General features: G+C 61.9%; 18 protein-coding genes. 13 read left to right on the plus strand and 5 right to left on the minus strand.

What is annotated here, in order from left to right:
• The first annotated feature begins 86 nt into the window (after positions 1-86).
• The 7 genes from ACXR2T_RS05175 (at position 87) to ACXR2T_RS05205 (ending at position 9,409) form a co-directional block, all read left to right on the plus strand.
• On the plus strand, positions 87-1,664 hold the full coding sequence (locus ACXR2T_RS05175; protein WP_458837825.1) for a type I restriction-modification system subunit M: 1,578 nt from the start codon (positions 87-89) through the stop codon (positions 1,662-1,664).
• A gap of 61 nt (positions 1,665-1,725) precedes the next feature.
• Positions 1,726-2,706 (plus strand): virulence RhuM family protein/type II toxin-antitoxin system death-on-curing family toxin, encoded by a 981-nt coding sequence (locus tag ACXR2T_RS05180; protein ID WP_458837826.1) that lies wholly within the window; start codon positions 1,726-1,728, stop codon positions 2,704-2,706.
• Complete coding sequence (locus ACXR2T_RS05185; RefSeq protein ID WP_458837827.1) at positions 2,703-3,926, plus strand: restriction endonuclease subunit S; 1,224 nt, start codon at positions 2,703-2,705, stop codon at positions 3,924-3,926. The genes ACXR2T_RS05180 and ACXR2T_RS05185 overlap by 4 nt, the downstream gene beginning before the upstream one ends.
• Positions 3,923-4,138 (plus strand): hypothetical protein, encoded by a 216-nt coding sequence (locus tag ACXR2T_RS05190; protein ID WP_458837828.1) that lies wholly within the window; start codon positions 3,923-3,925, stop codon positions 4,136-4,138. The genes ACXR2T_RS05185 and ACXR2T_RS05190 overlap by 4 nt, the downstream gene beginning before the upstream one ends.
• Before the next feature lie 54 nt (positions 4,139-4,192).
• Entirely contained in the window at positions 4,193-7,021 is a 2,829-nt protein-coding gene (locus ACXR2T_RS05195; protein ID WP_458837829.1) for a type I restriction endonuclease subunit R, read from the plus strand.
• A gap of 334 nt (positions 7,022-7,355) precedes the next feature.
• Positions 7,356-7,556: a hypothetical protein gene (locus tag ACXR2T_RS05200; RefSeq protein WP_458837830.1), complete on the plus strand. Its 201-nt coding sequence runs from the start codon at positions 7,356-7,358 to the stop codon at positions 7,554-7,556.
• 221 nt (positions 7,557-7,777) lie between these two features.
• On the plus strand, positions 7,778-9,409 hold the full coding sequence (locus ACXR2T_RS05205; protein WP_458837831.1) for an ATP-binding cassette domain-containing protein: 1,632 nt from the start codon (positions 7,778-7,780) through the stop codon (positions 9,407-9,409).
• Between the two features lie 218 nt (positions 9,410-9,627).
• Here the strand turns inward: ACXR2T_RS05205 and ACXR2T_RS05210 are convergent, their stop codons facing one another.
• Entirely contained in the window at positions 9,628-10,338 is a 711-nt protein-coding gene (locus ACXR2T_RS05210) for a recombinase zinc ribbon domain-containing protein (protein ID WP_458837832.1), read from the minus strand.
• 234 nt (positions 10,339-10,572) lie between these two features.
• Here ACXR2T_RS05210 and ACXR2T_RS05215 point away from each other — a divergent pair, with 234 nt between their 5' ends.
• The 6 genes from ACXR2T_RS05215 (at position 10,573) to ACXR2T_RS05240 (ending at position 14,546) form a co-directional block, all read left to right on the plus strand.
• The gene (locus ACXR2T_RS05215) at positions 10,573-10,764 is read left to right on the plus strand and encodes a hypothetical protein (protein WP_458837833.1); all 192 of its coding nucleotides are present in this window, start codon (positions 10,573-10,575) and stop codon (positions 10,762-10,764) included.
• Positions 10,733-11,074, plus strand: a complete 342-nt coding sequence (locus tag ACXR2T_RS05220) for a hypothetical protein (RefSeq protein ID WP_489945488.1) — start codon at positions 10,733-10,735, stop codon at positions 11,072-11,074. Before ACXR2T_RS05215 ends, ACXR2T_RS05220 begins: the two co-directional genes overlap by 32 nt.
• Positions 11,075-11,250: 176 nt before the next feature.
• Positions 11,251-11,637, plus strand: a complete 387-nt coding sequence (locus tag ACXR2T_RS05225) for a hypothetical protein (protein ID WP_489945489.1) — start codon at positions 11,251-11,253, stop codon at positions 11,635-11,637.
• Positions 11,638-11,774: 137 nt separating this feature from the next.
• Positions 11,775-12,683 (plus strand): phosphotriesterase family protein, encoded by a 909-nt coding sequence (locus ACXR2T_RS05230; protein ID WP_458837836.1) that lies wholly within the window; start codon positions 11,775-11,777, stop codon positions 12,681-12,683.
• 175 nt (positions 12,684-12,858) lie between these two features.
• On the plus strand, positions 12,859-13,383 hold the full coding sequence (locus ACXR2T_RS05235) for a flavin reductase family protein (protein WP_458837837.1): 525 nt from the start codon (positions 12,859-12,861) through the stop codon (positions 13,381-13,383).
• 50 nt (positions 13,384-13,433) lie between these two features.
• Complete coding sequence (locus ACXR2T_RS05240; protein ID WP_458837838.1) at positions 13,434-14,546, plus strand: glutathione S-transferase family protein; 1,113 nt, start codon at positions 13,434-13,436, stop codon at positions 14,544-14,546.
• Positions 14,547-14,657: 111 nt separating this feature from the next.
• Here ACXR2T_RS05240 and ACXR2T_RS05245 read toward each other — a convergent pair whose 3' ends face one another.
• From ACXR2T_RS05245 to ACXR2T_RS05260, 4 genes are all read right to left on the minus strand, one after another.
• A complete protein-coding gene (locus ACXR2T_RS05245; RefSeq protein ID WP_458837839.1) occupies positions 14,658-17,021 on the minus strand; it encodes an HNH endonuclease signature motif containing protein in 2,364 nt (787 codons plus the stop codon).
• A gap of 243 nt (positions 17,022-17,264) precedes the next feature.
• Positions 17,265-18,506, minus strand: a complete 1,242-nt coding sequence (locus ACXR2T_RS05250) for an MFS transporter (RefSeq protein ID WP_458837840.1) — start codon at positions 18,504-18,506, stop codon at positions 17,265-17,267.
• 31 nt (positions 18,507-18,537) lie between these two features.
• Entirely contained in the window at positions 18,538-19,185 is a 648-nt protein-coding gene (locus ACXR2T_RS05255; protein WP_458812726.1) for an MBL fold metallo-hydrolase, read from the minus strand.
• A gap of 1 nt (position 19,186) precedes the next feature.
• Complete coding sequence (locus ACXR2T_RS05260) at positions 19,187-20,032, minus strand: universal stress protein (protein ID WP_458812728.1); 846 nt, start codon at positions 20,030-20,032, stop codon at positions 19,187-19,189.
• Between the last annotated feature and the right edge of the window lie 62 nt (positions 20,033-20,094).

Genomic DNA, 20,094 nt, shown 5'->3' on the forward strand with positions numbered 1-20,094 from the left:
AGCACCGAATGTCGGTGCCTGACGATACGGTTAGAGCTTGCAGGCAGCTACGCGTTCATAGTGCAACGCTGCACGGAAGAAAGTCGATGACACAGGGTATGAAAGAACAGCAGCGAGCTGAGCTCCACAAAACCATCTGGCAGGTCGCAAACGACCTGCGCGGTTCAGTCGATGGTTGGGACTTCAAGTCGTATGTGCTCGGCATGCTGTTCTACCGGTTCATCTCCGAAAACCTCACAAGCTACATCAACAAGGGTGAGCGCGAAGCAGGCGCACCCGACTTTGACTTCACCCACCTCTCAGATGAAGAGGCCGAGTTCGCGCGCGATGAGATCGTCGCTGAGAAGGGCTTCTTCATTAAGCCATCTGAGCTGTTCGAGAACGTGCGGGGGCAGGCTGCATCAAACGAGAACCTGAACGAGACCCTCGAGTCAATCTTTCGCGATATCGAGGGCTCCGCCGTGGGCACCGACAGTGAAGACGATCTGAAGGGGCTCTTCGACGATCTGAACGTGAATAGCTCGAAGCTGGGGAGTACGGTTGCGAGGCGCAATGAGAAGCTCGTGAAGCTGCTCGATGCGATCGGTAGCCTCCCGCTTGGGGGCGAGTTCGCCGACAACTCGATTGACCTGTTCGGTGACGCGTACGAATACCTGATGCAGATGTATGCTTCGAGCGCCGGTAAGTCTGGTGGCGAGTACTACACCCCGCAAGAAGTGTCTGAGCTGCTCGCGCACATCACCACGATGGGCAAGACGCGCGTCAACAAGGTGTACGACCCTGCTGCTGGCTCTGGGTCACTGCTCCTGAAGTTTGCGAAGGTGCTCGGCAAAGAAAACGTCGGTGGCTTCTACGGTCAAGAGATCAATCTCACCACCTACAACCTGGCTCGCATCAACATGTTTCTCCACGATGTGAACTATGAGAAGTTCGACATTGCGCTCGGCGATACCCTGCTCGAGCCGGCGCACTGGGACGACGAACCGTTTGAAGCGATCGTTTCGAACCCGCCATACTCGATTAAGTGGGAGGGCGATGCTAACCCCCTGCTGATCAACGACCCGCGTTTCGCCCCTGCTGGTGTGCTGGCGCCGAAGTCGAAGGCAGACCTCGCGTTCACGATGCATATGCTGCACTGGCTCGCGACCGACGGCACCGCCGCGATCGTCGAGTTCCCCGGTGTGCTGTATCGCGGCGGCGCTGAAAAGAAAATTCGCAAGTACCTCATCGACAACAACTATGTTGAGGCCGTGATTCAGCTGCCGCCGGATCTGTTCTTTGGCACCACGATCGGCACCTGCATCATCGTGCTCAAGAAGTCGAAGAAGACGAACGACGTGCTGTTCATTGATGCGTCGGCAGAGTTCGTGCGCAGCGGCAACAAGAACAAGCTCGCGTCAGGCAACCTGCAGAAGATTCTTGTGGCTCTTGAAGAACGTGAGCACCAGGATCACTTCGCAGCCACGGTCGCGAACAGCGCGATCGCAGAGAACGATTACAACATCGCTGTGTCCTCCTACGTCGAGGCCGAAGACACCCGCGAGGTCATCGACATTACTGAACTCAATAGCCGGATCGCGCACATCGTCGCCAGCCAGGCTCAATTGCGCACCAAGATCGACGCGATCGTGGCCGATCTCGAAGGCGCGGGGCGCAATGTCTGAGGTGTCGGGCACCTTCAAATAACCAAGAAGCCGTGCGCATAGTGATAGAGGAGACATTCTCATGACCGAGCAGTCGCAGGCAAACGAACGCACCGCGGGCGAAGTAGTCTCGTATATTCGAGACGATGGTTCGCCGGCGTTTGATGTACGCCTCGAGAACGAAACGCTGTGGTTGAGCCAGCAACAAATCGCAGAGCTGTTTCAAACCACTCGTGAGAACATCACTATCCACTTGCGCAATGTCTTTGATGAGGGCGAACTCGACGACCAGGCAACTAGTAAGGATTTCTTACAGGTTCGAAATGAAGGTTCGCGAACGGTTCGGCGGCAGGTTCGACACTACAACCTCGACGCGATTTTGTCGGTTGGTTACCGGGTCAAGAGCAAGACTGCTACACAGTTTCGCATTTGGGCGTCTGGGGTGCTGCGAAGCTATCTGATCGAGGGGGTAGCCGTCAACGAGCGCAGGCTGCACGAGCTCGGGCAGGTCGTGCAGATTCTTGCGCGCTCTTCAGACGAGCTGATCGCTGGGGTCGCCGAAGTAGTGGCGGGGTATCTACCCGGGCTCACGTTGCTGCGCGACTACGACAACGCCCGGCTTGCGGCTCAGCCGCGGGCGGTGCCCGGCTGGCAGCTCACGCTCGAAGGGGCGCGGGCTGTGGTGGCACAGGTAGCGGCAGAGTTTCCAGCAGATGCCCTGCTTGGCCGTGAACGCGGTGACGCGCTCGCCGGTATCGTGGCGACGATCTACCAGGGGTTCGCGGGTCTTGAGTTGTACCCCACGGTCGAAGAGAAAGCAGCCAACCTGCTCTACCTGATTGTGAAAGATCACCCGCTGTCAGACGGCAATAAGCGCAGCGCCGCGGCCCTGTTCGTGACGTTCTTGGCGCACAATGAGGCGCTGCACGATGCGGCAGGGCGCGCACGCGTGTCAAACAACGCGCTCGCGGCGATCACCCTATTGGTCGCGATGAGCGACCCGAAAGAGAAAGAACTGATGGTCGAACTCATCATTCGCATGCTGACGGAGGAGGGCCGATGAGCCGGATCGATGACCTGATCGCGGAGCACTGTCCCGATGGTGTGGAGCACAAGCCTCTTGGGGCAGTCGGTGAGTTTATTCGCGGCAACGGTTTGCAAAAGAAGGACTTGTTCGACGAAGGAATCCCTGCGATTCATTACGGACAAATTCACACGCGATATGGCGTATGGGTGACAGAAGCGGTGTCATTTACGACTCCTGACATTGCTGCAAAACTTCGACATGCTCACACTGGTGACTTGCTGATTGCGACGACTAGTGAAGATGACGAAGCCGTGGCGAAAGCAACCGCTTGGCTCGGTGATTCAAGCGTTGTGCTTAGCGGCGACGCTTATATTTACCGTCACGAGCTTGATCCCAAGTATGTTGCCTACTACTTTCAATCGGAGCAGTTCCAAGACCAGAAGCGACGTCATATCTCTGGCACGAAGGTCCGCCGCATTTCTGGCGCATCACTCGCTAAGATCGTTATTCCGGTGCCCCCACTTGAGGTGCAGCGTGCAATCGTCGAGGTGCTGGATACGTTCAGCAAGCTGGAAGCGGAGCTGGAAGCGGAGCTGGAAGCCCGCAAACAGCAATACGAGCACTACCGTCAAGAACTCATGACGACCGCACAGTCAGCCGAGTGGAGCACCCTTGGGGCGATCAGCGAACGAGTGTCTTCTGGCGCTACACCCAAAGCGGGCAAGCGAGAATTTTACGAGGACGGCACTATTCCTTGGCTTCGCACCGGGGAAGTGACGTTCGGCGAGATCTGGGACACAGAAGTCAAGATCACTGAGCAGGCGTTGAAGACCACCGGTGTGTCATGGATCAAGGAGAACTGTGTGATCGTCGCCATCTCAGGTGCAACAGCTGCTCGTTCCGCAATCAATAAGATTCCACTCACAACGAACCAGCACTGTTGTAACCTCCAGATCGACGAAGCCCGTGCAGATTACCGCTTCGTCTTTTACTGGGTGAGTTCGAAATATGAAGAACTTAAATCACTTGGGCGAGGCGCTCGGGCTGACTTGAATGCAAAGCTCATCAAGGACTTCCCGATACCGGTTCCGCCGCTCGACGAGCAGCGCCGCATCGTCGGAATCCTCGACAAGTTCGACGCCCTCGTGAACGACCTCAGCGTTGGTCTGCCTGCTGAGTTGGCGGCTCGTCGCCAGCAGTACGAGTACTACCGTGACAAGCTCCTCACCTTCAAAGAGTTGGAGGCGGCAGTATGACCGGCTCGAGCGTGAACTACGACCTGATCGCGTTTGGTGGCGAGTCGACCGTTGTAGTCGAGTACGAACCTGACCCGCGCGATCAAGCGTCGTATCAGTCGGAGTCGCAGCTTGAGAACGAGTTCATTCGTCAGCTCGAGTCTCAAGCCTACGAGCGCGTGCACATCACGAGCGAGACTGATCTCATCGTGAACCTGCGTGCTCAGCTCTAGGCGCTGAACGACTACCGGTTCTCAGACAAAGAGTGGCAGCGGTTCTTCAATGGTGTGCTCGCCAGCAGCAACGAAAGTATTGCCGAGAAGACGGCTCGCCTGCAAGAGGACGACACGAAACAACTCCTCACGCGCGATGACGGTTCAACGAAGAACATCACCCTGCTCGATAAGCGCGACATTCACAACAACCGACTCCAGGTCATCAACCAGTACGCGGTCGACCGCGGCCACGGTGCAGATGAGACCACTGCCGGCGCATCCTTCTCAAACAGGTACGACGTCACCATCCTGGTGAACGGCCTGCCGATGGTGCATGTGGAGCTAAAGCGGCGAGGGGTGCCGATTCGTGAAGCGTTCAACCAGATCGACCGATACCAGCGCAACAGCTTCTGGGCAGGCTCCGGTCTCTTCGAGTACGTGCAGCTCTTCGTGATCTCGAACGGCACGCAAACCAAGTACTACTCAAACACCACCCGCCGCCAGCACGTCACTGACCAAACGGGTTCGCGCCGCACCAAGAAGACGTCGAACAGTTTTGAGTTCACGTCGTGGTGGGCCGATGCCCGCAACAAGCCGATCCTCGACTTGACGGCGTTCGCGAAGACCTTCTTCGCGAAACACACCCTGCTGAACATCCTCACCCGCTACTGCGTGCTCACCGAGGACCGGCTGCTGCTCGTGATGCGCCCCTACCAAATCGTGGCGACCGAGAAGATCCTGCAGAGGATCGACATCTCGACAAACTATAAAACCCTCGGCACCCGTGACGCAGGCGGATACGTGTGGCACACCACCGGATCCGGCAAGACCCTCACCTCATTCAAAACAGCGCAGCTTGCCTCGCGCGTGGGCAGCGTGGACAAGGTGCTCTTCGTGGTCGATCGTAAAGACCTCGACTACCAGACGATGAAGGAGTACGACCGCTTCGAGAAGGGGTCTGCGAACTCAAACACATCGACGGCGGTGCTGAAACGCCAGCTCGAAGACCCGTCGAAGAAGATCATCATTACGACGATCCAGAAGCTCTCCAACTTCATCAGCGGCAACAAGGGCCACGACGTGTATGCGGGCCACGTGGTGCTGATCTTTGATGAGTGTCACCGCTCGCAGTTCGGGGACATGCATACTGCCATCACGAAGGCGTTCAAGCGGTATAACCTGTTCGGGTTCACAGGCACCCCGATCTTCCCCGAAAACAGCCCGGGCGTGAAAAACTCTGCGCTGGCGGCCGCAAAGACCGGGCGTGCTCAAACCATCGGCCCCGCCACCACCGAGCAAGCGTTCGGCGACAAGCTGCACACGTACACGATCGTCGATGCGATCAACGACAAGAACGTGCTGCCGTTCCGCATCGACTACATCAACACCATCAAAATGGGTGCTACCGGCGATAAACAAGTCAGTGCGATTGATACGGAGAACGCGCTCCTCGCGCCGGCACGTGTGTCGCAGGTGACCCGCTACATTCTTGAACACTTCGACCAGAAAACGAAACGTCAAGAAGGGTACGCGCTCGGTGAGCGGCGTGTGAAGGGTTTCAACTCGATCTTCGCGACCGCCTCCATCACGGCGGCACGCACCTACTATCAAGAGTTCAAGAGCCAGCAAGAAGCATTGCTGCCCGATCAGCGGCTTAAGGTGGCGACGATCTTCTCGTATGCCGCAAACCCCGACAGTGAAGACGGGCTGCTCGAAGAGGAGGGCTTCGAAACCGATGCCCTCTCGGGTGATGCGCGTTCATTCTTGGAAACCGCGATCTCCGACTATAACCACATGTTCGGCACGAGCTTCGATACGAGTTCGGATAGCTTCCAGAACTATTACAAAGATCTTTCGCAGAAGCTCAAAACCCGTGAGCTCGACCTGGTCATTGTGGTGAACATGTTTCTCACCGGGTTCGACGCGACCACCCTCAACACGCTCTGGGTAGATAAGAACCTCCGCAGTCACGGGCTGATTCAGGCGTATTCGCGTACGAACCGCATTCTGAACTCGGTGAAGACGTACGGCAACATCGTGAACTTTCGCGACCTCGAGAAAGCGACGAACGATGCCATCGCGCTCTTTGGGAATAAGGACGCTGCAGGGATTGTGCTGCTGAGGCCGTACCGTGAGTACTTCGAGCAGTATGCCGAGAAAGTCACGCAGCTGTTGCAGCAGTACCAGCCGGGGGCGCAGATCGTGGGTGAAGAAGCCCAGGTCGAGTTCGTGAAGCTCTACGGCGAGATCTTGAAGCTGCGCAATATTCTCACCTCGTTCGATGACTTCGCAAACGACGAGATCCTCTCTGACCGTGACCGGCAGGACTACCAGTCCACCTACCTCGACCTGTGGAACGAGCGCAAACGCGCGGCCCAGAGCGAGAAGGAATCCATCATCGAGGACGTGGTCTTCGAGATCGAGCTGATCAAACAGGTCGAGATTAACGTCGACTACATTCTGCTGCTCGTGCAGAAGTACCGTGAAGAACGCGGCGACGGTGACGACCAGGAGCTGCGCGCCGGCATTAGCCGTGCGATCGATTCGAGCCCGTCCCTACGCAATAAGAAGGACCTCATCGAGAACTTCGTAGATTCCGTGTCGGTGAAGGGCGAGATCGAGGCTGAGTGGCGGGCCTACGTCGCGGCGCAGCGCGAGAAGGAGCTGGCCGAGATTATTGGGTCCGAGAACCTGAAGCCCGAGGAGACGGCACGGTTCGTAGAAGCGGCGTTCCGCGACGGCGCACTGCGCACCACCGGCACCGCGATCACGAAGGTGCTGCCGCCGGTGTCGCGGTTTTCGAAGGACAGGAACCACAGTGCGAAGAAGCAGCGCGTGATCCGGCTGCTGGGTGACTTCTTCGATCGATTCTTTGGGCTAAGTTCTGAGGGCATGGGCTAGTTTTGTATTTAACAAGACCGGTTCCGCTACCCACTTTGGTGGGAGTCCAGGGCCGGTCCTCGTTTTTCCTCCCGGGCGGTGACGATGGCGAACCCTAAACAGTTCAAGACGTACACGCAGCAGCTTGCAATCCTCGAACAGCGCGGCATGGCCATCGAAGACCCTGCACCTGCTGAAGCGTTGCGGCGCAAGCTGAGATATTATCGGCTCTCCGGCTACTGGCGTCCAATGCGACGCTTTGACGCCGACACAGGACAGCGATCCTGCCGCCTCGTCCGGCTCCGCGCCGTGATCGACGGCAACGCGCACCAGCGTCATCGAGGCGTTCAACCTCATGGACGAAGCAGCGGTCAGCCAGCCGGGCGAGGCCAGCACCGTGGCCGCCATCGACGCACTGCTCCAGAAAAACAGCATCACCGAAGGGGAGATGATGGAGTACCTCGCGGCCAGCGAAGACGCCATGACGGGCCTGCACGCGAAGCGCCCCGACTACGCGGCAGCCCTCGGGGTGGGCCTGCAGGTCCCAGGCGGCTAGCCGGCATACCTGGCACCTCTCAGCGGCCTCGGCGAGTATCGCGCTCGACCGGGGCCGCTGGGTTTATCATGAGATCGTCTTCGAAATCGGATTTCCGATATGATGGCTCCTATGCGTCATTATTTCTTCCTCTAGATCGAGTCACGTCACACGTCACTCCATATAGCCATCGTTGCTGCGCGAAGGTCTTCGCGCCCGATGAGAAGAAGAAAGTATCACCAATGCAGACCTCTAAACGCGCGCGTCCGCGCGCCCAAATCACTGTGCGCGGGCTGACCGTTCTACGCGCAGGGACCACCGTCCTGAAAGATGCCGACCTCACGATCGACGGCAGATCACGTATCGCGATCGTGGGTGAGAACGGTCGCGGAAAGTCCACGCTGGTAGCCGCGCTCGTCGGCGCCCTCTGCCCTGATTCGGGAAGCATCGTCAGGCGCGGTCGGATCGGCGTCGCAGAGCAGGACATGGCCACCGGCGCCGATCGAACCGTCGGCGACTCGATCGAGTTCGCGATTCAGGCCTCCCGGGTCGCGCTTGCGGCTCTCGATGCGGCAGCGCTCGAGCTCGCCGCGGACGCCGAACACGCCGCTGTTGCGTACGCGGAAGCGCTCGACGAGGCCACACGCCTGGACGCATGGGATGCGGAGCGTCGAGTCACTATGGCGCTCGAAGCGCTCGGGGCAGTGACCGAGCGCGACCGGCTGCTGTCAAGCCTCTCGGTCGGCCAGCGCTACCGAGTCCGCCTCGCATGCCTTCTCGGTGGAGACGCAGACCTCTTGGTGCTCGACGAACCGACCAATCACCTAGATTCAGCCGCACTTCAGTTCCTCACCGCGAAGCTCCAGGAGGGGACGAAGGGCTTCGCAGTGGTCAGCCATGACCGGCAGCTCCTCCGAGACGTAGCTGAAACATTCGTGGACCTCGATCCCAGCAGAGACGGCCGACCCCGAGTCACCGGTGGTGGCTATTCCGAGTGGGTCGCGGGCAAACGCGCCGAGCGCATCCGTTGGGAACAGCTCTACCGTGACCAGCAGGACGCGGAGCAGAGGCTGCAGCATGACTTGGAAGCTGCTCAGGCTCGACTCGTGGACGGGTGGCGACCGCCAAAGGGCACGGGAAAGCACCAGCGAGCGACGCGTGCAGCTGGGCTCGTGACGAATGTGAAGCAACGTCAGTCGGATCTCGATGCACGACTGGTCGAAATTCCCGAGCCGCCGTTGCACTTGGACGTGCCGAGCTGGCCGGTCAATGGCACAGACGCGCTGCTGACCGCGGAAGATATCGACTACTCCGGGCGGCTGCACGCTCCGGCTTCGATGGCCCTGAGCGCCGGGGACCGGCTGCTCGTCGTCGGCCCTAACGGTGCAGGGAAGTCGACGCTGCTCAGCATGCTGGGCGGACAGCTGCAGCCAACCCGTGGACTGCTCACGCGGAGGCTCAGTGCCCGCGTCGAGCTCCTCGCTCAGGAGTCCGAGGCCATCTATCGTGATGGGGCGGAACCGACTGCGGCAGCGGTCTACCGAAAGCGAGCAGATCAACTAGTCGCGCGGGGCTTGCTCACCGAGGAACGCGTTGTTCCGCTCAAGGAGGTCGGACTGTTGGAGGAACCCGCTCAAGTGAAGCCGATCGCAGCTCTGTCATTGGGGCAGATGCGTCGCCTTGACCTGGCGCTCGCCCTTCTCGCGCAACCGGATGTACTGCTGCTCGACGAGCCGACGAACCACCTCTCGATATCGCTCGTCGATGAACTCACGTCGGCGATCTCCGAGCTGCCCTGCGCGATCGTCGTCTCAACGCATGACAGGGGAATGATTCAAGACTTGTCTGAGTGGCCAGTGCTCTCGCTGAGCTGACATCTGCTGTTCGCGCGGCCTTCCCGCCTTCTTCATTCTTCAGAGTGGCCGGGCACGGGTGCTCTAGCGCATCCGTGCCCGGACGTCGATCAGTTCAGGCTCGGGTAGAGGAGCTGCGTTGCAGCACGAAGCTGCGGTCATTGATCCTCCACAGCCCTGCACACCCACTCATCCGGAGCGCTTCTCACCGTCGCTCACTCGACCACGAGCGCCTCCGGCTACGGCCTCTCGACCACGATGCGCGCCCACGTGCGCTCTTCGGGCAGCAGGGCCTTCCCGTCCGGCACCAGCGGCGCCTTCCCGCGCTGGTCGCGCAGGATCGTAATCGTGAGCCCGAGCTCCGTGATCACGCGGCTCTTCTGCAATACCGTGAGCTGCTCCCAGCGCTCCTGGATCGAGTCCGCCAGCGCGAGGTCCGCCACCGGCGAGTCCGCGCGCATGGCGCTGAGCCTCCGCTGCAGGCGCTCGACCTGGGCGGGCACCGGCGCGATCCTCTCGTTGAGCGCTGCCCTGGTGAGCGCTCCGTCCATGTGCATCTCGCGCAGCTGCTCGGCCCGCTGCTGCGGCTCGAGCAGCTCTTCCTCCACGAGCCCCGTGTCGGGGACCTCGACGAACGCCTGCCTGATGCGCGGGTCGTAGATCTGCTGCACGACCACCGCGCCCACGTACTCGTCGGCGAACTCGCCGCGGATGCCGGTACCGTAGCCCTTGACGCAGCCGTAGTGGACGTACTTCGGCTGGCTCATGTCCTCGACGACCTTCTTCGTCTCGGGGTCGCGCACGCGGTACTCGCGGCTCATCGCGAGCAGCGAGCCGCCGCAGCCGCCGCACGACATGAGCCCGCTCAGCAGGTGCTTCGCGCTGGTGGCCCAAGACCTCGGCACCTTGGAGAGCAGCCGCTTCTGCCTGAACTGCTCCCAGACGTCCATGCTTATGGCTGGCTCTCACTGGGCTGTGCATCCTTCCAGGAGCTCGACCGCCTCGCCGTTCATCAGGACGATCCCGGCATAGCGCGGATTGGCCATCATGTTCGAGACGCGCGCCAGGGACCACGGCTTCCCCGACACGGTCGGCACAGGCCCTCCCGGGCGGGTCATGCCACACAGCCGCGGCACGCCGCCGTGTGTCAATACCGGTATCGCGCTGATTATGCTCGCCGCACGATGAAAGGGGTAGAGGAACAGCTCGTCAAAGCACGCAAGGTCGTCACTGCTGAAGCGTCGGTGAAGAAGAACAGGTACGTGAAACTCACCGACGCGACCAAGAGCGTGAACGAGGACCTCGCGACCCGCAAGCGAGACTTGGCGGGGGATCAAGGGGTACGTGACGAATTTGACGGAGTTACCGGCCGGTGAGGTGGTGGCGGCGTATCACCGGCCCTGGCAGGTGGAGAAGAGTTTCCGCATGTCCAAGCATGACCTTCAAGCGCGCCCGATTTTTCATCGTACCGAGGAATCCATCCAGGCGCACTTGTCGGTGGTGCTGGCAGCGCTTGCCGTGTCGCGGTGGGTGGAGGCCAGGTCGGGGTGGTCGATTCGGCGGGTGGTGAAGACGTTTCGGCGTTACAAGCGGATCGAGTTGAGTGTGAATGGTCAGCTCGTGGTCGCGGCTGACCCAGTGGAAAGCGATGACGCAGCCGTTGTGGCTGCGCTTATGCGGGAATGATGGCCGATATTTTGGGGGACACTAACTTGAGCCAAGTCGGGTTTCATGGATTCATGGCGCGAGAACTGCTAGAGTTGGATTTACCAGTACCGGCTCGCCTCTCGAGGTCAGAGCCGGTCTTCTTTTTATCAACCACTGATTGGTGACAGGTGGCTGCAGGTAAGACGTGGACGAGCTTGGATGACCAAGTCGCCGCTCTGAGTGAACGCGGACTCGCCGATGCTGCTGACTTTCGTGAAGAACTCGCAATCATCGGTTACTACCGACTTGGAGGTTGCGCTTACCCGCTACGCCAGCCTGCACCAGGGGAAGCGCCCATCGCAGACTCAGCGAATTTGTGCCGGGTGCAACGATGCAGCATGTTGTCGGTCTCTACCGATTCGATGAAGTTTTATTCGACGCTCGCACTTATTGCATTCTTGTTGAGGCGAGGTGCGTTTGATGAGCAGATCATCGAACTTAAGGAAGCACTCACCCGCTTTCCCGAGGGCGTCCCTGGGGTAGATATTAGCCAGTCGGGGGCGATAGTCGGGTGGCAGACGCAATCGATTTGGGATCTGTAATCGCGAGCAGCTGGATTTAAGGCGGCACCAATCGTGGCTTCTGTAAAGCGTTGCGCTGCTGTGGGGGTATTGGTTTCCAAATTCGAGTTTTCTAAGTCATCTTTCGCCGTACGTAGAAAAACCGCTACCATGTGGCCATGACGAACCCACAGGTGATGACGGTGTTGGGCCCGGTAGACGCGGAGTCTCTGGGGCGGGTAATGCCGCACGAGCATGTGCTGTGTAAAGAACTCGGCATGGGCGAGGGCCCGCTTGACGACATTGAAGGCGCGATCGCTGATCTCATCGCTTTCAAAGAGGCCGGCGGGGGAGCTGTTGTAGATCTCACTACCCCCGACCTCGGCCGCGACCCCCGGGCATTGCGCCGCGCCTCAGAAGAGTCGGGTGTGCACATCGTCATGGGGGCCGGGTGGTATCGCGAATCGTTCTACACCGAGGACTTCAACAAGAGTTCGGTCAATGAGTTGGCCGAACGCCTCATCAAAGATATTGAGGCCGGCGAAGACGGCGTGCGACCAGGCGTGATCGGTGAGATCGGGGCCGACCACGACTATCTCTCAGCGCTCGAAGAACGCGCCCTGCGTGCCTGTGCCCGGGCGCACAAACACACGGGTCTCGCAATCGTGCTTCACGCGGTAATGAGTGAGGTGGGCGCCTGGCAGCTCGACGTGCTTGAAGACGAGGGAGTCGATCTCAGCCGTGTTGGTGTGGGCCACTGCGATCTCTACCCAGATATTGACTACCACGTGCGTCTTGCCGAACGGGGTGCATTCGTGATGTATGACACTCAAAGCCTGCCCAGCCCAGAGCTTGACGCCGCACGCATTGAAAACGCGGTTGAGATGGTGCGTCGCGGCTACACCGAACAACTGCTGCTCTCTCACGACGTGTGCACCCCGAGCGGCCGAGCCGCGGGAGGCGGGCCGGGCTACGCCAAGACGCTCACCACTGTGCTCCCTACACTGCATGAGCGCGGCGTATCGACAGATGCGACCACGCGCATCGTCACCCACAACGCTTGGCGATTGCTCACCGGCACGGCGTAGTTCAAACGGCATAACCCGCGGGGCGTCATCTCCAAAGTAGCTCGCTATCACTGGCGCCTGTCGTGCATCTCGGAATGTTCTTCAGCTCCAGGGTGTTGACTGAGACGTAGGGTCGCTGACGCGATCAATACATCCACGAACCGGCACTCACATACATCGAAACGGGAGCACACGCGTGACGCGCATTATTGCAGGCGAAGACAACAGCAGCCAGGCTGCACCCCATGCAGGGGCCGATGCCCTGAAACGTGCGTTCCGCGAGCACCCCGCAGGTGTTTCACTCATTACCGCGCACACGAGTGCTGGCCCCGTGGGGCTTACGGCATCGAGTGTCGCGTCGGTGGGCATCGACCCGGCGGCGATTTCGTTCTCGGTGACCCGCGCCACGGGCAGCGCCGGTGGCATCTTGAACGCTGAGACATACCTCGTGCACCTGCTTGACTCGCGGCACGCCGAGATTGCTCAGTCATTCGCGATCTCAGGTGCCGACCGCTTCACCGAAGAGCAGGGGTGGGAGGCGCTGCCCACGGGCGAGCCGCACTTGCCCGGCACACGCGTTGCGCTACGCTGCCGCACCCTGCACTCCCTCGCGGTTGGGGCGTCGGTCATTGTCGTGGCCGAGGTGCTCGATGCGGTGTTTGGCGAAACCGCTGACCCGCTCGTTTACGTGGATCGGAAGTTTCACACCCTCGCGCCGTAACCGCACGAACGCCAGCACGAGCAAGAGCAGCAAGAGCAAAGGAGCCCACCGTGACGAATCGACAAGAGCAGCAAGAGCACGTCGCCAGCTACATCAACGCTGGCGAATCGTTTGAGCGTGATACAACCTACATCGAAGATCGCATCGTGCAAGATCCTGCACAGGTCGCCACGCTCCCGGTGCCGCCTGCGTCAAAAGTGGGTGCACTCGGCTACGGTCTGAGCGCAGGCGCCCAGGCCTGGCCCGTCGAGCCCGGTAAGTACCGACTCGTAGCGGCGGCGGCCTGCCCATGGGCGAACCGCACCGTGATCGTGCGACGGCTGCTCGGCCTCGAAGAGGCTATCTCGCTGGGGCGCCCAGGCCCGATCCATGACGCGCGGTCGTGGACCTTTGATCTCGATGACGGTGGCGTCGACCCTGTGCTCGGCACTGAGCGACTGCAAGAGAACTACTTCAAGCGGTTTCCGAACTACCCCCGCGGTATCACCGTGCCGGCGATCGTCGACGTTGCTTCGGGTGGCGTCGTCACGAACGACTACCCGCAGATCACGCTCGATTTCTCGACTCAGTGGCGCGAGTTTCATCGCGATGGCGCCCCCGATCTGCTGCCAGATGAGCTCATGGAAGACATGTGGCCGGTCATTGAACGCGTCTTCACCGAAGTCAATAACGGTGTTTATCGCTGCGGGTTCGCGGGCAGCCAGGACGCTTACGAACAAGCGTACGCACGGCTGTGGCGGGCGATGGACTGGCTCGAAGAGCGGCTCGCGAAGAACCGCTTTCTCATGGGCCCCGTGATCACCGAGGCCGATGTGCGCCTGTTCACAACGCTCGCACGCTTCGACGCGGTCTACCACGGCCACTTCAAGGCGAACCGCCAAAAGCTCACCGAGATGCCTCACCTGTGGGCATACGCGCGCGAACTGTTTCAAACACCAGGTTTTGGTGACACGATCGATTTTGTGCAGATCAAGCAGCATTACTATGGCACGCATCTCGACGTAAACCCCACCGGCATCGTGCCCGCAGGCCCCGACCTCGCGGGCTGGCTCGAACCTCACGGCCGCGAACGACTCGGCGGTTCGCCCTTCGGGGAGGGGAGCGCTCCCGGGCCTGTGCCCGCGGCTGATCGAGTGCCCGCGGGGCATTCGCCGCTCGGCTAGGTCAGGATCCAACACAAACCGCCGTCATCATTCTGAGCACCCTCCGACCGTCATTCTGCGCGACGCAGGAGTCGCTGTGAATCCAACGCGATACGACGGCGCACCCACCCCCTAAAACGGAAGGGTGTCTTCGCCCGAAGCTTTATTGTCGCTGCCGGGTACGTCCCATTCGTGTTCCCCGAACGGGTGCTTGCGGGTGTGCTCGTCGGCGAGGGCCTGTACGTCGGGTGGTTCGAGCATGGTTCGAAACATCACCCGCGAGGGTGGCTCGGTGCGATATTTGCGACCCGATGGGAACGTCCACGTGAAATCACCGTTGTCGCCCTGTACGGGGAGGCACCCGCCGTGGTGTTTAATCACGTGGTGACCGCGGCAGGCGGCGCCGACATTAGTGAGGGAGGTGGGGCCGCCATCTTCTGCGGCGACCGTGTGGTCGATGTCGCACCGGTAAATCGGCAGAGTACACCCCGGGAACCGGCAAGATGTGTCTCGCGCCGCCAAATTCCGTTTCAGGTGGGCCGGCACCCGGTAGCTATCGACCGTGAGAATGTCGCCGACGGTGGTGTTACCGCTGTTCACGGTGCCGCAGCTGCCACAGATCGTCGTGGCACTGGTGTCAGCAATGTCGTTGGTGTCGGTGTCAGTGTCGGTGCTGGTGCTGGTGCTGGTCCCTGTTCCGGTGCCGTCGGTGACGGTGATGATGTCCCAGCTGGGAGTGTCGTGCAGGATTCTTACCGCGGTGTCGGTGTCGATGGGGCCGACTCCCACGAGTTCGGGCTGAAACCCGCGCGTAAGCTCAGCCTTGCGAACGTTGCGCTCGGCTGCAGAGGTGTCAATGGTGTCAGCAGTGCCGGCGGAGCCAGCGGTATCGAGGCGGCCCGTGAGCGACACCGGCACGAGCACCTGCACCCGCGCGGTCACCCGCAACCCGAGCCGCTTTCGCCCTGCCGTGCGGCCCGTACCCGCAGCCCCAAAGCTCGCACCTGCCACGTCAGCGCCAGTCGCATCAGTACCAGCCAGATCAGCGCCAGTCGCATCAGTACCAGCCAGATCAGCGTCAGCCAGATCAGCGTCGGTTACATCAGCACCGTAGAAGTCTTCATCCGTGAGTTCACCATGCGCGAGCAGCGCGGTCAGGCTATCGGCCCGCGCCTCCCCTAGGGGCCGTTTCAGCGCCGACACCGCGGCCGCCGATAACGGCGTCCCCGATCCTTCGGCCGCCTGCTTGCCCGCGGCCATGTCGCGTTCTTGCAAGAGTTTCGCGTACTGGGTGACACGATCAAAAATGACGTGCGCCTCAAAACTCGTCACGACCGCCTGCACCTGGCACATGCCGTCATCGAGCTCGACCAGGCGCACATGCCGGTCACGCTTGGCCAGCTGGTGCCGCTCATCAAACGTCACCCCGGCCAGCTTCTCAGCCATCCGCTTCGCCGTCGGAGCCACCTTAGGCGCGGTATCGCGCTTCGCGTGCACCACCAGCGCCCGATCAAGCAGCGCATACCGGCGCGCCACCTCACGCGCCACCGCGGCCTCTTCATAGGCCGCGCCACCCGCGTTCCCTTCGGGTGACTCACTGCTGGGCGCGCCGGTACCCGCTGGCTCACCGTCACCGGTCGTGCCGTCGGCAGCCGCGCCGCTATCAGGCCCGGCGGCGGTCGCGTCGCTGGGGTTTTCATCGCTGGCTGTTGCAGCGCAGTCTGTACCGTTGGTAACCGCGCCGTCAGCTTGAGCGCTTGCTTGGGCGGCTGCTTGAGCAGCGGCCTGGTGGCCGATGATGCGGCCCGCGTTTACTAGGCCGCGCACATGCTGGTCGGTGACCTCACCCTTCGCAAGCGCACCCAACATGACCGGGCAACGCTCGACCGCATCAACGGCATGCGACATGTCGTGCCCCACCCGCCCCTCGGGCACCCGCAGCGCGGCCGCGATCTCGGCCCGCACCACCCGGTACGACCGGTCACGCCACACCTGCGCACCCCGCGGAAGCTTAATCGCAGGTAGACCAAACGACTCCCCGCCCGCACCCGCAGCGTTGCCTGTGTTGCCGTCAGTGTTGCCTGTGCCACCCACGGCACGATTGCCGTCTGCTTCTGCGTCGCTGCTCGTGTCGTCGTCGGCGCTACCGCTCGTGCCGGGCTCAGCTTCCCTGGCGGCGATGCTCGCTCGCACGACGGCTTCGTCGGTCACAAACGCCGGCTGCTCCACCGCAGACGAAGCGCCCGCTGCATCCTCAGTGCCCTCGGTGCCAACGCCCTCGGCGTCATGACCCTCGGCGCCGGCATCGTCGTCTTCGCCCGGCGCGGGCTTGAACGGCCAGTCACCCTCTGCTTCTGCCAACTTGTACGCCTCAGCCAGCAGCACCGTCAGCTCCGCCTGCAGCGCCCGCATGCGCGCGTCAACCTCCACGACCCGGGAGACCAGGTCGTTCAATCGCCCCCGGTTGGGGCTTTCGACACTGAAAGGATGTTGCATGATTCCATTACAACAGGGACCTACGACATTACGATTTACCGTTGAAAATATACGGAAGTTGAGTGTGATTGAGGTGCTGTGGATCCTGCGACTCCTCCGTCGCGCAGGATGACACAGGGAGGGGCGCACGCAGGATGACACAGGGAGGGGTGTGCGCAGGATGACCGGGAATGGATCCTGCGACTGCGCTCGCAAGCTCGCTCCGCGCAGGATGACAGGAGGGGTGCGCAGGAAGACGAGAAGCTACAGCTCGCCGATGACGGGCAGCCCGACCGTATCGCGGCTGCGGGCCTTGTCGCGACGCTCGACCGTGAGGCTCAGCGCCGCGAGCAGCATGCCGGCGACCGCGAGCGCGACGCCCACCCAACCGGGCGCGCGGTAGCCGAGGCCCGCCGCAATGACGAGGCCGCCGAGCCATGCACCGAGACTATTGCCGACGTTAAACGCTGCGTGGTTCACCGCGGCGCCCAGCAGCGCAGACTCGTGCGAGATACGAATCAGGCGGGTCTGAATCGTGGGAATGAGTGACGACGACGTGACACCGATGCAGAAGACCGTGACGAGCAGGCCCACCACGGTTTGGGCCGTGAGCGCATAGGCTGCGAGCGACACGATGAACAGTGAGAACCCCCACGTGATCGTGCGGGCCATGCTCTTGTCACTCGCCCAACCGCCCAGCAGGTTGCCGATCGTCATGCCGACACCGAGGCACGCGAGCACCCAGGGTACGGTGTGTTCACCGAGGCCGGTCTCGCGGGTCGTCACCTCGGCGATGTACGAGTACACGGCGAAGAAGCCGCCAAAGCCGATCGCGCCGACCGCGATCATGATCCACACGCGCACGTTCGCGAGCGCCGAGAGCTCCTTGAGCGGGCTTCGGCTGCGGTCACCGGGGTACCGCGGCAAGAAGATGAGCGCGAGCACGAGGGTGGCCGCAAAGATGGCGGCGACGAGAATGTACGCCGAGCGCCAGCCCGAGGTCTGACCGAGCCAGGTCGCCAGCGGCACACCAAACACATTCGCGATGGTGAGGCCCGACAGGGCGAGCGCGACGCCACGGCCCTGCATGCCCGGGCCCATGATCCGGGCCGCGATGAGTGAGGCGACACCAAAGTACGCGCCGTGGGGCAGCGCCGCGATGAACCTGAAGATGGCGAGCGTCCCAAAGGTGGGCATCACCGCCGAGGCGACCGTACCCAGCACAAAGAGCCCCAGCAGCCAGTAGGTGAGCGTCGCTTGCGGCATGCGCGCCGCGAGCACCGCAAACACGGGTGCTCCCACGACCACCCCGAGCGCGTAGGCGGTGATGAGCACCCCCGCCCGGGCTATGACGGTCTCGGGCGACGCGTCATAGCCCGGCAGAAGTTCGCGGGCGATATCGGGCAGAAGCCCCATGCTGGCGAACTCCGTCACCCCGATGCCGAAGCCGCCGAGTGCGAGGGTAAACAGCGCGATCGCGCGGCGGGCGGGGGAGAGCTGAGCCATGCTGGCCTTTCAAGCGGGGACAGGCGGGGAGTTACCAGCCGCGCGAGCGCCAGGCCTCCATTTCGGGGATTTCACGTTCGATCGACGTCTCCGCGCCATGGCCGGGCAGCACCCGGGTGGCACCGGGCAACGTGAACAATTGCCGGTCGATCGACGAGAGAATTTCAGGGAAGCTCGAGTAGTCCCACCTTGTGGCCCCGGGCCCTCCCTGAAATAGCGTATCTCCCGAGAGTACCGTGTCCAATCCAGGCAGCGCGAAACACACCGACCCTGGAGTGTGGCCCGGAGTGTGCAGCGTGAGCACCTCGGTGCCCGCCACCTTAAACGTCGCACGATCCTCAAGCTCGAAGTCGGGCAGCACACCCTCATAGACCTGCTGCCACAGAAACAGGTCGGCCGGGTGCAGGTAGATGTGCGAGTCGAGGGCCTTCGCAGCGTCGACTGCGGCATCGATGTGATCCTGGTGCCCGTGGGTGAGCAAGATGCCGAGCACGTCGCGGCCCGCGACCGCCTGTTCGATCGCGGGAGCGTCGTGCCCCGCATCGACCACGATCACCTGGTCGTCGTTGCCGACGAGCCAGACGTTGTTGTCGATGGGAACGCCCTCGGGCGGAAACCCGGGGGCGCCCACGCCGATAAACCCGTTCGTGATGAGTCGTTCAATACGCGCGTCGCTCATACTATGCACGCGTCACAATCACGGGGCAGGGGAGCGCCTGCAGCACACCGTGGCTCACCGAGCCCAGCAGCAGCCGCGAAATACCGCCGCGGCCGCGGCTGCCCACGACGAGCGCGTCGGCTTCTTCGCCCGCCTGGATCAGCGCCGCTACCGGCGGGGACTGTACGATGCGCCGCTCGACCGTGAGATCGGGGTAGCGCTCGGCGAGGCCCGCGACGCCAATGGCGATCGCTTCTTCGGCCGCCGCGCGCTGCGACTCGACGAGCTCCTCGCTCCAGAGGTACTCGAGCCCCGGCGTGAGCGGCGGCATCCACGCGTATACCGCGATCAGAGGCACGCCGCGCAGCGACGCTTCTTCGGCCGCGTACGCAATCGCGACCTTCGATGCTTCAGATCCATCGATGCCCACCGCGATGCCGGATCCGGTATTTTCGTTCTCCTTGGGGATCACCGCGACGGGGCAGTGCGCGGTCGCCGCCGCCTTCACCGCGCGGGTGCCAAAGAAGGAGCCTGCAAAGCGGCTGCCGCTGTGTGCGCCGAGAATGAGTAGGTCGGCGCGCTTCGACGCTTCTTCGACCTCGGCGATGGGGTGCCCCACGACCGCGGTGCCGCTGATTTCGCCCGTGTAGCCGAGCGTCTTCGCGTAGGCGATCTCGGCGTCGAGCATCTGCTGGGAGGCCTGCTGCGCCTCAGACAAAAACGCGACGCTCTCTGACAGGAACGAATCGTCGGCGACGTGCAGCAGCTCAACGTGCGCGCCGCGCTCGGCGGCCCGCGCGAGGCCCCAGGCGAGGGCGACGCGGCTGTGCTCTGAGCCGTCAACTCCGATGAGATATTTCTCGGCCATGATGGTCCCTTCTCTCGGTAGAAACGCCTTCTGTGGCGTCCTACCAAAAGACTATCGCGCGC

The organism is Leucobacter faecis (assembly GCF_054456635.2).

What these genes read in the sequence shown, in the direction of transcription:
- ACXR2T_RS05210 (WP_458837832.1), bottom strand. Translation starts at nt 10,338, where the DNA reads ATGGACGTCTGGGAGCAGTTCAGGCAGAAGCGGCTGCTCTCCAAGGTG.
- ACXR2T_RS05230 (WP_458837836.1), top strand. Translation starts at nt 11,775, where the DNA reads ATGACGAACCCACAGGTGATGACGGTGTTGGGCCCGGTAGACGCGGAG.
- ACXR2T_RS05175 (WP_458837825.1), top strand. Translation starts at nt 87, where the DNA reads ATGACACAGGGTATGAAAGAACAGCAGCGAGCTGAGCTCCACAAAACC.
- ACXR2T_RS05260 (WP_458812728.1), bottom strand. Translation starts at nt 20,032, where the DNA reads ATGGCCGAGAAATATCTCATCGGAGTTGACGGCTCAGAGCACAGCCGC.
- ACXR2T_RS05190 (WP_458837828.1), top strand. Translation starts at nt 3,923, where the DNA reads ATGACCGGCTCGAGCGTGAACTACGACCTGATCGCGTTTGGTGGCGAG.
- ACXR2T_RS05215 (WP_458837833.1), top strand. Translation starts at nt 10,573, where the DNA reads ATGAAAGGGGTAGAGGAACAGCTCGTCAAAGCACGCAAGGTCGTCACT.
- ACXR2T_RS05205 (WP_458837831.1), top strand. Translation starts at nt 7,778, where the DNA reads ATGCAGACCTCTAAACGCGCGCGTCCGCGCGCCCAAATCACTGTGCGC.
- ACXR2T_RS05255 (WP_458812726.1), bottom strand. Translation starts at nt 19,185, where the DNA reads ATGAGCGACGCGCGTATTGAACGACTCATCACGAACGGGTTTATCGGC.
- ACXR2T_RS05245 (WP_458837839.1), bottom strand. Translation starts at nt 17,021, where the DNA reads ATGCAACATCCTTTCAGTGTCGAAAGCCCCAACCGGGGGCGATTGAAC.
- ACXR2T_RS05250 (WP_458837840.1), bottom strand. Translation starts at nt 18,506, where the DNA reads ATGGCTCAGCTCTCCCCCGCCCGCCGCGCGATCGCGCTGTTTACCCTC.
- ACXR2T_RS05200 (WP_458837830.1), top strand. Translation starts at nt 7,356, where the DNA reads ATGGACGAAGCAGCGGTCAGCCAGCCGGGCGAGGCCAGCACCGTGGCC.
- ACXR2T_RS05185 (WP_458837827.1), top strand. Translation starts at nt 2,703, where the DNA reads ATGAGCCGGATCGATGACCTGATCGCGGAGCACTGTCCCGATGGTGTG.
- ACXR2T_RS05180 (WP_458837826.1), top strand. Translation starts at nt 1,726, where the DNA reads ATGACCGAGCAGTCGCAGGCAAACGAACGCACCGCGGGCGAAGTAGTC.